Source organism: Halomonas sp. 3H (assembly GCF_024206005.1).
Classification (GTDB): Bacteria; Pseudomonadota; Gammaproteobacteria; order Pseudomonadales; family Halomonadaceae; genus Halomonas; species Halomonas campaniensis.
On record NZ_CP100360.1, the window covers coordinates 830,799 to 845,272 of the forward strand.

Sequence of the window (14,474 nt, forward strand, 5' to 3'; positions counted from 1 at the left end):
CCCATGACGACCCCTGCCTCCCCCACGGCCGCCTCGCCCAACAGCTTCCAGGCGCTGGTGCGCCTGCTGCGCTATGCCCGCGGCTACCGGCGGCGCATCATCGCCGCTACCAGCTGCTCGATCATCAACAAGCTCTTCGATATCGCCCCGGAGATCCTGATCGGCGTTGCCATCGACGTGGTGGTGAACCAGGAGCGCAGCTTCGTGGCGCGGCTGGGCTTCGAGTCGGCGCAGGAACAGATCCTGATGCTGGCCGTGCTCACCTTCTTCATCTGGGCCGGTGAATCGATCTTCGAGTACCTCTACAAGATCCTGTGGCGCAACCTGGCCCAGCGGCTCCAGGCCGACATGCGGCTGGACACCTACGAGCACGCCCAGCGCCTCGACATGGCCTACTTCGAGTCGAAGAGCTCGGGGCAGCTGGTCGCCACCATGAACGACGACGTCAACCAGCTGGAGCGCTTCCTCGACGGCGGTGCCAACTCGCTGATCCAGGTGGGCGTCACCGTGGTGGCGGTGGGCGCGGTGTTCTTCGTGATCTCGCCGCTGATCGCGCTGCTCGCCTTCACCCCCATCCCGCTGATCATCTGGGGCGCCTTCTTCTTCCAGCGCAAGGCGGGGCCGCTCTATGCCGACGTGCGCGAGAAGGTGGGGGATCTCGCCAGCCGGCTTTCCAACAACCTGGCCGGCATCGCCACCATCAAGAGCTTCACCAGCGAAGCCCGGGAGGCGGCGCGGTTGCGCGAGGTGAGCGAGGCCTACGTGGAGGCCAACCGCCGGGCGATCCGGGTCAGCTCGGCCTTCATCCCGGTGATCCGTATGGCGATCCTCGCGGGCTTCCTGGCCACCTTCACCGTGGGCGGTATGCTCGCCCTACGCGGCGACCTCAACGTGGGCGCCTACGGGGTGCTGGTGTTCCTCACCCAGCGCCTGCTCTGGCCGCTCACCGGGCTGGCCGAGGTGATCGACCTCTTCGAGCGCGCCATGGCCAGCACCCGGCGCATCCTCGACCTGCTGGCGGTGCCGATCACCGTGCGCGATAACGCCACCACGCCGCTGGCCGAGCCCGTGCACGGCGCGGTGAGCTTCGAGGGGGTGAGCTTTCGCTATGCGGCAAGCGAGGTGGGCGTCGAAGACGTCAGCCTGCACGTGCCCGCCGGCCACACCCTGGCGCTGGTGGGCGCCACCGGCTCCGGCAAGTCGACCCTGATCAAGCTGCTGCTGCGCTTCTACGACCCCAGCGCCGGTCGGGTGCGGATCGACGGCCATCCCATCGACGCAGTGAGCCTCGCCTCCCTGCGCGGCGCCATCGGCCTGGTCAGCCAGGACGTCTACCTGTTCGAGGGCTCGATTCGCGACAATATCGCCTATGGCAAGCCCGAGGCCGCGGAGGTCGAGATCATCGAGGCGGCAAAGACCGCCGAGGCGTGGGCCTTCATCCAGGCGCTGCCCCAGAGCCTCGACACCCCGGTGGGGGAGCGGGGCATTCGCCTCTCCGGCGGCCAGCGCCAGCGGCTCTCGCTGGCCCGGGCGCTGCTCAAGGACCCGCCCATCCTGGTGTTGGACGAGGCCACCAGCGCCGTGGACAACGAGACCGAGGCCGCCATCCAGCGCTCCCTGCGGCGCATCGGTCACGGCCGCACCGTGATCATGATCGCCCACCGCCTCTCCACCATCGTCCACGCCGACGAGATCGTGGTGATCGAGGGCGGCAAGGTGGTGGAGCGCGGCACTCACGCGCAGCTGCTCGAGGCCGATGGCCGCTACGCCGCCCAGTGGCGAGTGCAGACCGGAGCGCTGATGGAAGGCGAGCCGCTCGGCTGAGGTGCTGCCTGGGCGATTCTCTTCATCGTGGCGGCGTTGCTCGTGGCCCCGTTCTGGTCAAGACTCGCTCCACCACCTCGAGACAGGAGCGAGAGTCATGTCAGCGATCGCGGGGTCTGGAATATCTGGGCGTCAGCGGCCTGCGCGGCGAGGGCGCCGGGCGCTGGTCGCCGCCCTCGCGACGGCGGGCATGGCACTGCCGGCGGCGGCCGAACCGCTGCTCACAGCGGCGGAGTCCAATCCGGTGGCGCTGGGCTGGATGCAGGGCTTCCCGCCGCCGCCCGAGAAGATCATCGGCCAGCCCGACAGCGACTACTTCGGCTTTCCCAAGCTGCGCTGGACGGTGTGTCATTTTCGGGAGCTGCTGCCGACACGGCGGGTGAGCCGTGGCCTCGAGGCGCCGCGATCATTGCCCTATGCCCTGGACCCGAATATCGACGCGGTCACCTTCACCCCGCTGGGGGGCGGCGAGCCGATGACCTGGGAGGCAGCCTTTGACGCCAACTACACCGACGGCCTTCTGGTGCTGCATGACGGGCGGGTGGTCCATGAGCGCTATGCGGGCTGCCTGGACGAGGCCGGCGTGCATGGCGCCATGTCGGTGACCAAGTCGGTGACCGGACTCCTGGCCGAGATCCTGGTGGCCGAAGGGGCGCTGGACGAGACGGCCCGGGTGGCGGAGATCCTGCCGGAGCTTGAGGCGAGCGCCTTCGGCAACGCGACCGTGCAGCAGGTCATGGAGATGACCACCGGTCTCGACTTCAGCGAGGACTACGCCGACCCCGAGGCGGAAATCTGGAACTACAACGCGGCGGCAAGCCCGCTGCCCAAGCCCGACGACTACGAAGGACCGCGCAGCTACTACGAGTTCCTGGCCACGGTGCAGCCCGAGGGCACCCACGGCGAGGCCTTCGGCTACCGCACCGTGAATTCTGACGCCCTGGGGTGGATCATCGCCCGCACCGCGGGCCGCTCGGTGGCGGACCTGGTCAGCGAGCGCTTCTGGCAGCCCATGGGGGCGGAGCAGGATGCCTACTTCACCGTGGATGCCATCGGCACGCCGTTTGCCGGCGGCGGGCTGAGTGCCGGCCTGCGCGACCTGGCGCGCCTCGGTCAGCTGGTGCTGGATGGTGGCGAGCTCGACGGCGAGCGCCTGTTTCCCGAGGCGGCGGTTGAGCGCATCCGCCAGGGCGGCGACCGCGACGCCTTCGCCCAGGCCAGCTACGCGAACCTGCCCGGCGGCAGCTACCGCGGCATGTGGTGGGTGCTGCACAACGAGCATGGCGCCTTCGCCGCCCGGGGGGTGCACGGCCAGACGATCTACGTCGACCCCACCGCCCGCATGGTGATCGTGCGTTTCGCCTCCCATCCGGTGGCGGGCAACGCGGCCAACGACGCGACCTCGCTGCCCGCCTATCAGGCGCTGGCCGAGTACCTGATGGGGCGTGAGCCAGGGGCGGAGTAGCGAATCAGCGTTTCACCAGCACCGCATCCAGGCTCACCGGCACCTCGTCGCCGATCTGCTCGTATCCGAGCAGCAGCATCACCGAGCGCAGGGTGGGGTCGGCCATCAGCTCGCGGCCATCCAGCGCCACCCGCTCGGCGTTGGTGACCCGCACCCGCTCAGGCGATTCGCGGGTGAAGCGCACCGCCAGGGGTTCCGTTCGGGTGCTGTTGCCGGTCCGCACCGAGAGCGTGAGCACCTCCACCAGCGACTCGCCCACCGACAGCCGGTCCAGGCGCGCCGGCGGGAAGCGGGTGGTGAGGGTCGCCATGGGCCGCTCGGTGAACCCCGAGAGCCAGGGCGGCAGCGGTCCCATCCGCTCGATCACGTCGCTCTGGGCCAGGCGCAGCGGTAGCACCAGGGTGCCGTCCGCCTCGGCGGTGCCGCTGAGCCGGCGCACCTCATGCTGGCGGGGAATGGGGCCCTCGGGGGCGATCTGCACCACGGTAGCGGCGACCCGCGACTGGGCGGGGTCCAGTTCCCAGGCAGCGGCCGCCGCCGGCAGGGCGGCCAGGGGCCCAGACAGCAGGGCGACCACGGCAGCGCCCAGGGCCGAGGACCGGAAAAGAGGGTGAGCAAGCGAGTAGGCAAGCGAACGAAGAGGCACCGGCGAATCTCCAGAAGGGGAGGGCACAGGGAAGACCACGGCGGAGGGAGAAGGTGCCATGGAGGGCGCGAGCGGCGAGCGGGCTATGGCCACCTTCATCGCCATTCGCTATCATACGCCGGCGCGCTCGCGCACCTTCCTCTGAAAGGGCCTATAGCTCAGTTGGTTAGAGCAGGGGACTCATAATCCCTTGGTCGCTGGTTCGAGTCCAGCTGGGCCCACCACATAAAGACTTCAGGACGTTTCAGAAAACGCCAGAAGCCGCACAAGAAGAGGGTTTAAGGCCCTTTTCCCATTCCAAGGCGTTCCATAACATTCCTTGACATGCCACCTCCTAAGGGGGCACATATGGGGGCATGACCCACCCGCTGATCAGTAGGTGCCCCCAATGACCAACGCCCGCCAGACCAACAAGCTTACTGCTACTGCCGTTCGCAATGCCAAGCCCCGCGATAAGACCTACCGCCTGACCGATGGTGGTGGCCTGTACCTCGAGGTGACTCCCGCTGGTGGCCACTACTGGCGCTTGAAGTACCGCTTTCACGGCAAGGAGAAGCGTCTTGCCATCGGTGTACATCCCACCACGTCCTTGGCTGATGCCCGAGTGGCCCGGGAGGAGGCGAAGCGCCAGCTGGCCCAGGGCATTGACCCCAGTACCGCCAAGCGGATCGCCAAGCTGGAAGGCAAGGCCGCCTCGACGAACACCTTCCGTGCCGTGGCTCTGGAGTGGCTAGAGCAGGTTCACCAGCATGAGGTGGTGCCATCCCACTACAACAAGAACAAGCGTCGCCTGGAGCGAGACGTCTTTCCCTACCTTGGCACCCGCCCCGTGGCGCAGATCACTCCCCCTGAGCTGCTGGAGTGCTTACGCAAGGTCGAGAAGCGGGGGCACCTGGAGACCGCCATTCGCATCAAGACCGTCGTCGGGCAGGTTTGCCGCTACGCAATTACCACCGGGCGCGCTGAGCGGGACCCTGCGGCCGACCTTCGTGGCGCCCTGCGACAGGCCGATGTGAAGCACTATGCGGCGATCACCGATCCTGATGACTTGCCACCCCTGCTTCGAGCCATCGACGGTTACCGCGGCCAGCCTGTGACCGTTGCCGCTTTGAAGCTGGCGTCCCTGGTTTTCGTTCGTCCCGGCGATCTGCGCCACGCTGCCTGGGAGACGATGGACTTGGAGGCGGCCACCTGGACTTTCCAGCCTGGCAAGGGATCGCCGCCTCTGATCGTGCCGCTACCCCGCCAGGCGGTGGATATTCTGCGCGACCTCTATGGCCTGACAGGGCGTGGTCACTACGTCTTCCCGGGGCTGCGCAGCAGCAAACGGCCTATGAGCGAGAACACGCTGAAAGGCGCTCTGGACAGTATGGGCTTCAAGGGCAAGATGACCGCCCACGGCTTCCGGGCGATGGCCAGGACCATCCTGGCGGAGCGACTGAACTATCCAGAGCACTACATTGAGCAGCAACTGGCCCACGTGGTCCGCGACCCCAACGGCCGGGCCTACAACCGGACCAAGTACCTGGAGCAGCGCCGGGAGATGTTACAGAGCTGGGCCGACTACCTGGATGCACTGCGCGAAGGTGCTGACAACGTAGTGCTAATTCGCGCCTGAGACGCGTTTCAGAGGCCACCTCCGTTGGCCGGCTAGGGCCAGTTGGCAGCATGGCCACTCCACCATGCCCGGAAGCTATCCCTTCTTTAGTGTGCAGGAGCAGCGCTATGGAAAATGATGAAATAACGGTACGAGATATCCTGGCGAAAGAGGGACTGGGCTCATTCGCTTTCGAACTTGAGTCGCTGCACTCAGATTTGGAATCCGCCAGCGTGCCCAGACTGCTCGCCACGGTGATTGGGGAAACTCAGCGCCTACAAGACTGGCCCCACCAGCCTCCTGAGCTGGCTCATACGGCAAGAGAGTGCCAGCGCCTGGCCATTGAAGTGACCGAGGGCCTCTCCGCCAGCGAAGAAATCAAATATCGTCGCCTGCTAATAGCCGGGTACCTCTACGGGAGACTGACCCTCCCTAGCCGAGAGGTTTTCAAAAGATGCCATGAATTTGAGATGAGAAAAATGCGTGGCGAATCCGGCCTCAGGAGTAGGGATGAGCTCACCAAAAACTTCCGGGCATGGATCCAGCGAGAAGCGAGCAGAGAATGGGAAAATGACACGGAGGAAAAGCTTCGAATTTCAGATGTTTGCAATATAATTCACCCAAAAGTTTTACGCGCAAAGGAAAAGCTTATAAATCGTAATGTAAGATCAGCAAAAAAACTCCCGTCATCGAAGGAGAAAATCAGAGAGTACATAAAGGAGGATGCGCCTAAATATGCATCAAGGCCTGGGGCCCCGAGAACCCCTAGCTCAAAATGACTTCCCTCTGCAAAAGAAACCCCCCTTTCACGTACGTAGAGCCAATATTACCTTGCTGATTATGCAGCTAGCCTTGGCCATATCTCATAGACCAAGAGGTTCCGAGACATGGCCAGAGCTACCACTACACCTCCTCCCGTACTTATCCGGCGCCCTGAGGTGTTGCGACGTTGTGGCATCTCCAATACCACCTTGCACAGGCTCATCCACGCTGGCGAATTTCCGAGGCCAATCCAGCTTGGCTGGCGTTGTGTCGCTTGGATTGAGGCCGAGGTCGATGCCTGGATCGAAGCCCGGATCGTGGCCAGTCGCGGCCAAGGGGGTATGGCATGACTCCCTCCAACCTCGACACCATCCGTATCCGACGGGACGAGCACGGGCGGTACAACCTCAACGACTTGCACAATGCGGCCATGGCCTCCGGTAAAGCGACCAAGAGCCAGCGCCCTGGTGCGTTCCTCCAATCCGGAAATGTGCAGGCCTTCTTAAGCGCCCTGAGCGATGCAACGAAAATTGCATCGGTCGTGACCATCCGAGGCGGCAAAGGGCAGGGCACCTATGGTGTCGAACTTGTGTGCACCCGCTATGCCGCGTGGATCGATCCGATGTTCGAGGTGGAGGTGTACATGGCATTCCAAACCGCCCGTCAAGCTCAGCTTGAGAGCGCCCGGCACGAAGCTTGGTTCGTGGCAGCCCGTCAGCGTGCCCGCCTTGAGGCGCCTTTCCTGGCCGACGCCCTGAAAGAGGCCAGGAAGGCCGAGGGGAAAGAAACCAAGCCCTACGTGTTCTCCAATGAGCACGATCTGATTAACCGGATTGTCCTCGGCTGCAGTGCCAAGAAGTGCCGGGAGCAGCACGGCCTGCTGCCGGGCGCCAGCATCCGCGACCACATCAAGCCGGACGAGGTGGAGGCCATAGCCTACCTGCAGCACATCGATGCCGGCCTGGTGGCGGCTGGCCTGAGCTTCAAGGAGCGTCAGGGGCGGCTTGCCGAGATCTACCAGCGCCGCAAGGCAACGCGCGTTGTTGGGGAGGCGGCATGATCTTGTCACGCAGCACTTTCGACATCTTGTCAGCCATCTACCATACCGCGTCCGCTCCGGACGCCGGCCCTGAGTTAGCCCGGATGCTCGCGCCTGGCGAGGGGGTTGGAAAGGCTGACCGCCGGTGCCTGAAGCCCCTGCACGAGGAGTTCGCCAAGAAGGGGGGCCGCCATGTATGAAGCTGCCCTCGTCCTGGCCACTTGCTGGCGCTGGCTGACCCGGCACCACCCCCGTCGAAAAGGTCAGAGAGAGATGGGGAGACAATGACCATGAGCATCATGAGAACGCCCGGGATGAAGACCCAGGCCAGTTCACGAGTTACTCCTCAGATCGATGCTGCCACTCATGCAGGCCGCGTCCTGGCATCCCTTCGAGAAGAGCCGTGGAGCGCCGCTGAGGTGTACATAGCACATACCCCTGCTGCGGTGCGGGAGCTGCGTCAGGACGGCTTCTTGATCGCCTCAGAGCGGAATTCTTGGCCAGGGCGCCCAGGTAAATGGATTCATCGTCATCGCCTAGTCGATGAAGACGTCAGGGAGGGCATCTGATGCCCAAAGGACGACGCGCAGAGGCCCACGTTCGGCTCTACAGGCATGAGCTAGAGTCCCCTGCATACCGGTCCTTGGGCCCAGCATCCAGAGCCCTATTGGTAGAGTTCCGTGCGTTATTCGACGGTGGCTCCAACCGCATCCACATGAGCATTCGCGAGGCAATGAGCCGGCTTGGCGTCGGTCGGAAGCTTGCGGAGCAAGCACTCGCGGAGCTGCTAGACCGCGGGTTCATCTGCATCATCGAGAAGGGCGGGTTCAACCGGAAGACGCGGCACGCGACCGTCTACGCGCTTACCAACGAGCCGCTCGATAACCGTGACGGAGCTACTGCGACAAAGGATTTCATGAGGTGGAGGGCATGAGGTCGGATTTCGATTTTTCGGTGTGCCTGAGGGTCACTGTCGGTGTACCTGAGGAGCTCCGAGACCCAGGGATCATACTTGAAAATGCGCTTCACTGTGTACCTGAGGAGCACCGTGAAGCCCAGAATTTCGATTTCTCGGTGTACCTGAGGAGCACACAGATAAGTTACCAAGGGGGGACGGGGTTATGTGTTTGATCATGAAGGGGCAAAAAGGGTGGAAATCATCACGCGCTCCATCGAAAGTGGATGAGTTGTCACCGGATGCACAGCAAGCACTACGTGACATCGTGGCCTCAATCCTCAGACGTGCTGGTGTCGGGCGAGGCATATCCATGCCGGAGGCCATAGACGGGACAATCGCACTGATAGAGCTTGGATTTGTCGTTCTGGAGCATGACGTAGCCCGAAAAACCTACACGCTGGTGCCGACGTGAAGGGTTGTCCGTGTGGTGGGCACACGGTACGGGTGTCAGAGCGCAGAACCGGCATGGAGTTGAAGTACGAGCGGTGCGGTGCCTGCGGTCGCTGTGGTGGCTGGTACTTATCCTGGCAAAAAAAGCCCGTTGCCGATGGCGAGGAAGCCAGGAGGCAGTACCGAGACCCAGGCTTTCCACATGCTTCGACAGGCTTGCCGGGTGCTGCAGTCTCCACCATCACCGAAATCTGGCGGCTCTCAACGAACCCTGAGAGCCGAGACCTCTGAAGTCGAGGAGGTGCTGCTACTCCTCAGAGCTCGTCCGACGAGGAGGCCCTGCTGGGCTGTCTGGCATTACTTGAGGTGATCGGGGAGGGCCTGCACGGTCAGATGGCGACTTACGTGCAAATTCGATTATCCAACCTGTGCGCCCTGCTCTAAGACAGGCTCGGCGCCACTTAAGCCTGATGGAGGACATAAACATGATGGAGCCTGCAAAGAGAGCATCCAACCCCACGAAAAAAAACGAGAATGGCCTCACCGATTTCCAGAAGCGCGTCGCCGATGAGTACTTGATCGATGGGAAGGCTGGACCCGCTTATCGGCGTGCTGGCGGCAAGGCCAAGGATCCATATCGCTCAGGTTGCGAGATTGTCGGAAATCCCAAGGTCGACGCCTATATCCGTGCGCGCCAGGCCGAGATCGCCCAAAAACTGTCTGTCGACGCCGAGACCGTGGTCAAACGCTGGATGGATATCGCCACCGCCGACGTTAACGAGCTTGTGCAGCACCGGCGCTGTGCGTGCCGTTACTGCTACGGCACGGATCACCGTTTTCAATGGATCGACGAGGAGGAGTGGCTTAATGCCTGTGCCCAGGCCGAAAACGCCAGTCCACCGCGCCAACTGCCCGGCAACGATGGAGGGTACGGTTTTCTACGCAGCGCCGACCCGCATCCCGAGTGCCTGAAATGTGACGGCGAAGGCGAGGCCAGCGTCTTCATCGCCGACACTCGACGCCTGAGTCCTCAGGGGCTCACCCTGTATGCCGGGCTCAGGCAGTCCCGGGACGGCGTTGACATCAAGCTACAGGACCAGCTCAAGGCACTGGAGAACGTCGCCAGGTACCTGGGCATGTTCGACAGCAAGGTGAACCTTAGCGTGCAGGAAGAAAATCCCCTCGCGGCTTTGGTTCGTGCAATTTGCGATCCTGAGCGCCGAGAGGGGCAGACCCTGAGGCCGGTGGAGTGAAGAATCACGGGCATCCCCTTGGAGCCTCAGCCGCGAAGGGAAGCCTGCTTGGCCGTATCGTCGCTGGGGCGTAGGTACGGGCAATGCTCGACAGTCCTGCCCTCAGGCGCCTTCATCGTGACTGCCATAGGGCCCCAACTATACCCCCTCCACCTCGATGCCGTGCCGGGCGAGCCAGCCTTTCCGTTGCTCATAGTCCGGCATGGCGCGTTCCAGGCGGCGCCAGAAGGTGGGGGTGTGATGGGGCTCGTGCAGGTGGACGAGCTCGTGGACGACCACGTACTCGGCGATGTGACGGGGCAGCAGGATGGTCTTCCAGTGGAAGTAGACGCGGTTGCCCTTGCCGCAGGAGCCCCAGCGGTAGCCCATATCCTGCACCGTCACCCCGGCAGGTTCCACGCCCATCCGCCGGGCGTGCTCCTTCACTTTGGTGGAGAGCCAGTCGCTGGCGCGAGCGCTGTACCAGCGGACGAAGTGCTCGCTGGCATCGGGGAGCGCGTCCTCGCGTAGCTGGAAACGCCCGGCGACGAGCTTGAGCGGGGCATCCTGGGCGTCATTGGGCACGAGCTTGAGGCGGTAGCTGCGTCCCAGGTAGAGGAAGCCCTCGCCGTTGATGTACTCCTTGCGCGGCAGCCGGCGGCGGCGCTCGGCCTTCTCCGCCAGCTTCCGATAGATCCACAGCCGCTTCTCGAGCACGAAGTCGCGCAGGTGCTGCTCATCGGTGCCGCTGGGCGCGGAGATCACCAGCTCGCCGTCACGGTCCACGGTGATCTCAAGCGTCTTGCGGCGCGAGCTCTCGCGCACCTCGAAGTTGAGGTCGTCCACGGCGAGCTGCGTCATGCGCTCACCAGCTTGTGGTGGTTGCTGCGCGCCAGATCGAAGAGCCGTTCTGACACAGCCACAGCCTGATCCATGGGCACCAGGCCGCCCATCATCAGCTGCTCGAACAGATCCTGCTTGAGACGCTCCTGGTCGGGAATATGCGAGGGCTTCCAGAAGTCGGGGATGGCGATTTCCTGCTGGATCGTGGCCACCACCTCCTCGGTGGCGTCGAGCAGCTTCTGGGCGGTGGCGGCGTCCATCTGCTCCACCTCCAGGCCGGCGCTGGCCACCAGCTCGCGCCAGAAGGGCTCGGCGTGGGCGGGCATCTCGGGGATCGCTTCGCCATCGACGCTGGCGCCGTCGCGCAGCTGCTGGATCAGCGTCTTGAGCGCCTCCACCTGCTCGGCCCACTGGCCGTCGAGCTGGTCGAGAAGCTCCTCCAGGCGCTCGCTGAGGCGGCCGTACTTCACCGGGTCCTCATCCAGATGCTTGCGCACGTGGGAGCGCACCGCATGTTCCATCTCCGAGGCCTTGGCGCGGTCGCCGACCTGGCGGCCGAGGTGCGTGTCGAACTCGGCGTCGGTGAGCTGCACCGGTGGGATCCGCGGGTCGATACCGAGCGAGAGCACGTAGTCGTCGATCAGCTTACGCACCTTGTTGCCGATGTCGCGGCCGAGCTCCGGGGTGTCCTTGTAGCGATTACGGGCAAGGGCGTGGATATAGGCGAGCCGCTTGGCGTCGTTGACGAACTCGAGCCCCTCGGGGCGCGGCAGAACATCGTCCAGGCCGCGGTTGAACTCCTTGAGCTTGACCATGAACTCGGCGCGCACTCGTTCGTCGGCTAGCGCCTGCACCGCCTCCTCGGCGTCATCCAGGTCGTCCACGCCCTGAGCACGCAGCACGTCGATCACCCTGAGGTGGCGGTCACGCAGCAGCGGGATCTCGTCCTTGAGGCTCTGGAGAGCGCCCTCGATGTCCTCCTCGCTGTAGGCGGCCAGCGCCTCCTTGAGGTGGTTGGCCACGCCGAAGTAGTCCACCACGATGCCGTGGGTCTTGCCGTGGCCGGTACGGTTGACCCGCGCAATGGCCTGCAGCAGCTCCGCCTGGCGCAGCGAGCGGTCCAGGTACATCACCCCCTCGATGGGGGCGTCGAAGCCGGTGAGCAGCATGCTCTTAACGATCAGGAAGGCCAGTGGGTCGTTCTTGGCGGGGTCCTTGGGGGGTACCCCATCCAGCGGCGGAAGCGGCTTCTTGAAGCGCTGTATGTGGCTCTCGACGGCGGCGCGGTCGCTCCACTTCGCCCAGGTGGGGTCGTCGTTATTGCCGCTGCTGAATACCACCGCAAACTCCAGCTCGCGCAGCACGTGGCGATAGCGCCAGGCCTGGATTGCCGCCTTGACCTGGGGCGGGCGCAGCAGCAGCTCGCTATCCTCCAGCGCCATGTCCTCGGGGGAGAGCGCCATGGCCTCCTCCAGCAGCTCGGCCTTGGCCTGCTCGAGGGCCTCGAAGTAGCGCAGCGCTGCACGGCGGCTGTAGGCCACCAGCTGTGCCTTGTAGCCGTTGGGCAGGATATGGGTGACGTAGTGGCGCAGGATGTCCTGGGCCTTCTCCTGGATCAGCTGTGGCGCCTCGAAGATCTGCCCCTTGGTGGCGTACCTCTTCTTGATCGCCTCCAGCTCCTCCTTGCTGTGATCGCGGAACAGGTCCTCGAACAGGCCGTCGAGGCTGGCGCCGTCCTTGATCGCCCCCTTGGCGGTGCGTCCCTCGTAGAGTATCGGCACCGTGGCGCCATCCTGCTCGGCCTCCTTTATGGTGTAGCGGTCGATGTACTCGCCGAAGATGTCGTGGGTGCGCTTCTTGTCGCCCATGATGATGGGCGTGCCGGTGAAGCCGATGCGCGCGGCGTTGGGCAGCGCGCGCATCATGTTGGCGTGCAGGTCTCCGGCCTGGGTGCGGTGGGCCTCATCCACCAGGATCAGGATGTCCTCGCTGGTATTGAGTACCTCGAAGGGCTCGCTCAGGGTCGGCTTCTTGGGGGGCTCGGCGGCATCACGGCGGCCCGTGTCGAGCCCAGCTCCTGCGCCAGCAGCATCCGGCTCCTGCTCTGCCTCGCTCTCGCTCTCGCCCTCGGCATCCGGGTCGCGGTACTTCTGGATGGTGCCGAACACCAGGCCGGGCCCATCGCGGCCCAGCAGCTTCTTGAGCTGGGCGGTATTGCCGGCCTTCTCGACGCTCTCGCCGGTGAGCTCGGAGGTGGCGGAGAGCTGGGCCTGCAGGTCCTTGCGGTCGGTGATCACCACCACCTTGAAGCGGCGCAGCGTCAGGTCGGTGCGCAGCTTGCGCACCAGGAAGACCATGGAGAGGCTCTTGCCGCTGCCCTGGGTGTGCCAGACGATGCCGCCGCGGCGGTCGCTCTCGCCGTCCTGGCGGCGCGTCTTGCCGCTCTTCAGCCTCTCGACGGCCCGGGTAACGCCGCGGAACTGCTGGTAGCGGCACACCAGCTTGATGGTCTGGCCGCCGATGTTCATGAACAGGGTGTAGTGACGCACGATGTCGAGCAGGTTGGCCCGTGTGAGCATGCCGGCGACCAGGCGCTGCTGGGCAGAGAGATCGGACACGCCGAGGTCGATGGCCACCTCCGCCTCGCGCATCGGCGCCACCGTCTTCCAGCTCAGGTAGTGGGCGAAGCGGGCGCCGATGGTGCCGACCCTGGCCTCATCGAAGTTGCTGGCCACCAGGAACTGGCTGGTGGCGAACAGCGCCGGCGCCCCCTCGTGCTCGCCAACCTCGTTCTCCAGGAAGCGCTGGTCGTGGTAGCGACGCAGCTGGTCTACCGCCTGGCTGAGCCCCTCCGGTACGGTGCGGCTCTTGCACTCCACCACCACCAGCGGGATGCCGTTGACGAACAGCACCAGGTCCGGGATGACGTGACCCTTGGCTGAATCATGGCCGGGCGGGCACTTCACCTTGAACTGGTTGACCACGGTGAAGACATTGTTGGCGGGCTCGTCCCAGTCGATGTAGCGCAAGATCTGTCCGCGGCCGCCGTCCCAGCCCTCGAGGCCCTCCACCGGCAGGCCGTTCAGCAGCAGCTCGGTGGCCTGCTGATTGGCCTCCAGCACCTTACTGGCCGGCAGCCGGGTTATGGCCGCCACCGCCTGGTCCAGGCGCGATTCATCGAGCCAGGGCTTGCCGTCGCGCAGGTTGATCTTGCGCAGTCGCTCCCGGAGCAGCGGCTCCATCACCACGTGGGCGAAGCTCTCGCGGTGGGTAACGGCGGGATCGTCCACCGAGCCGACCAGGTACTCCCAGCCCTGGCCGACCAGCTGGTCGATGAAGGGCTTCTCGACGTCCGTGTACTCGGGACCTCCCATGCCGTGCTCCAAAGCGCGATGAGTGCCCTCGATGGTAGCGAATCCTATGCCAGTCGGGAAATGAGCCTCGATTGATGGGAAGGGTTTCGATGTCGCGGTCCTGTCAGAGCACGGAGCTGAAGAGGCTCGCTCGGCTGTGCCGATGAGAAAGGGAACTGCCCGGGTTCTCGCAGAAATATCCCGTGGACGGGAGGGTTTTCCTGTCATGTTTCGTTGTATGGTATTTTCAGGTGTGCCGTATGGTGAGGTGATGTGGCTTGATCGTCTTTAGTTATGCAATTCGTTGTAATTGCAAATAAAAAATGCAGAAACATCAAGCGGGCAGGGATTGCACCTAGGGGCGA

The 14,474-nt window shown here is 64.2% G+C and carries 11 protein-coding genes and 1 tRNA gene; 9 read left to right on the forward strand and 3 right to left on the reverse strand.

Annotation, left to right across the window (positions count from 1 at the left end):
* The first annotated feature begins 3 nt into the window (after positions 1-3).
* Entirely contained in the window at positions 4-1,824 is a 1,821-nt protein-coding gene (locus NFC98_RS04025; RefSeq protein ID WP_254276855.1) for an ABC transporter ATP-binding protein, read from the forward strand.
* 190 nt (positions 1,825-2,014) lie between these two features.
* Entirely contained in the window at positions 2,015-3,289 is a 1,275-nt protein-coding gene (locus NFC98_RS04030; RefSeq protein WP_254276856.1) for a serine hydrolase, read from the forward strand.
* A 4-nt stretch (positions 3,290-3,293) separates the two neighbouring features.
* Here the strand turns inward: NFC98_RS04030 and NFC98_RS04035 are convergent, their stop codons facing one another.
* The gene (locus NFC98_RS04035; protein ID WP_254276857.1) at positions 3,294-3,866 is read right to left on the reverse strand and encodes a hypothetical protein; all 573 of its coding nucleotides are present in this window, start codon (positions 3,864-3,866) and stop codon (positions 3,294-3,296) included.
* A gap of 216 nt (positions 3,867-4,082) precedes the next feature.
* On the opposite strand from NFC98_RS04035, the gene NFC98_RS04040 reads away from it, so the two are divergent.
* The 7 genes from NFC98_RS04040 to NFC98_RS04070 all read left to right on the forward strand — a co-directional run bounded on the left by NFC98_RS04040 (position 4,083) and on the right by NFC98_RS04070 (position 9,934).
* Positions 4,083-4,159 (forward strand) — tRNA-Ile (locus NFC98_RS04040).
* 164 nt (positions 4,160-4,323) lie between these two features.
* Positions 4,324-5,553 carry an integrase arm-type DNA-binding domain-containing protein gene (locus tag NFC98_RS04045; protein ID WP_254276858.1) on the forward strand — a complete coding sequence of 410 codons (1,230 nt, stop codon included), beginning with the start codon at positions 4,324-4,326 and terminating at the stop codon, positions 5,551-5,553.
* A 107-nt stretch (positions 5,554-5,660) separates the two neighbouring features.
* The gene (locus tag NFC98_RS04050; RefSeq protein WP_254276859.1) at positions 5,661-6,311 is read left to right on the forward strand and encodes a hypothetical protein; all 651 of its coding nucleotides are present in this window, start codon (positions 5,661-5,663) and stop codon (positions 6,309-6,311) included.
* A 108-nt stretch (positions 6,312-6,419) separates the two neighbouring features.
* A complete protein-coding gene (locus NFC98_RS04055) occupies positions 6,420-6,644 on the forward strand; it encodes an AlpA family transcriptional regulator (protein WP_254276860.1) in 225 nt (74 codons plus the stop codon).
* The gene (locus tag NFC98_RS04060) at positions 6,641-7,354 is read left to right on the forward strand and encodes a KilA-N domain-containing protein (RefSeq protein WP_254276861.1); all 714 of its coding nucleotides are present in this window, start codon (positions 6,641-6,643) and stop codon (positions 7,352-7,354) included. The genes NFC98_RS04055 and NFC98_RS04060 overlap by 4 nt, the downstream gene beginning before the upstream one ends.
* 547 nt (positions 7,355-7,901) lie before the next feature.
* Positions 7,902-8,267 (forward strand): hypothetical protein, encoded by a 366-nt coding sequence (locus NFC98_RS04065; RefSeq protein ID WP_254276862.1) that lies wholly within the window; start codon positions 7,902-7,904, stop codon positions 8,265-8,267.
* An 899-nt stretch (positions 8,268-9,166) separates the two neighbouring features.
* Positions 9,167-9,934: a terminase small subunit gene (locus NFC98_RS04070; protein ID WP_254276863.1), complete on the forward strand. Its 768-nt coding sequence runs from the start codon at positions 9,167-9,169 to the stop codon at positions 9,932-9,934.
* Positions 9,935-10,072: 138 nt separating this feature from the next.
* Here the strand turns inward: NFC98_RS04070 and NFC98_RS04075 are convergent, their stop codons facing one another.
* Positions 10,073-10,774 carry a M48 family metallopeptidase gene (locus NFC98_RS04075; RefSeq protein WP_254276864.1) on the reverse strand — a complete coding sequence of 234 codons (702 nt, stop codon included), beginning with the start codon at positions 10,772-10,774 and terminating at the stop codon, positions 10,073-10,075.
* Positions 10,771-14,130, reverse strand: a complete 3,360-nt coding sequence (locus NFC98_RS04080) for a type I restriction endonuclease subunit R (RefSeq protein ID WP_254276865.1) — start codon at positions 14,128-14,130, stop codon at positions 10,771-10,773. Before NFC98_RS04080 ends, NFC98_RS04075 begins: the two co-directional genes overlap by 4 nt.
* Between the last annotated feature and the right edge of the window lie 344 nt (positions 14,131-14,474).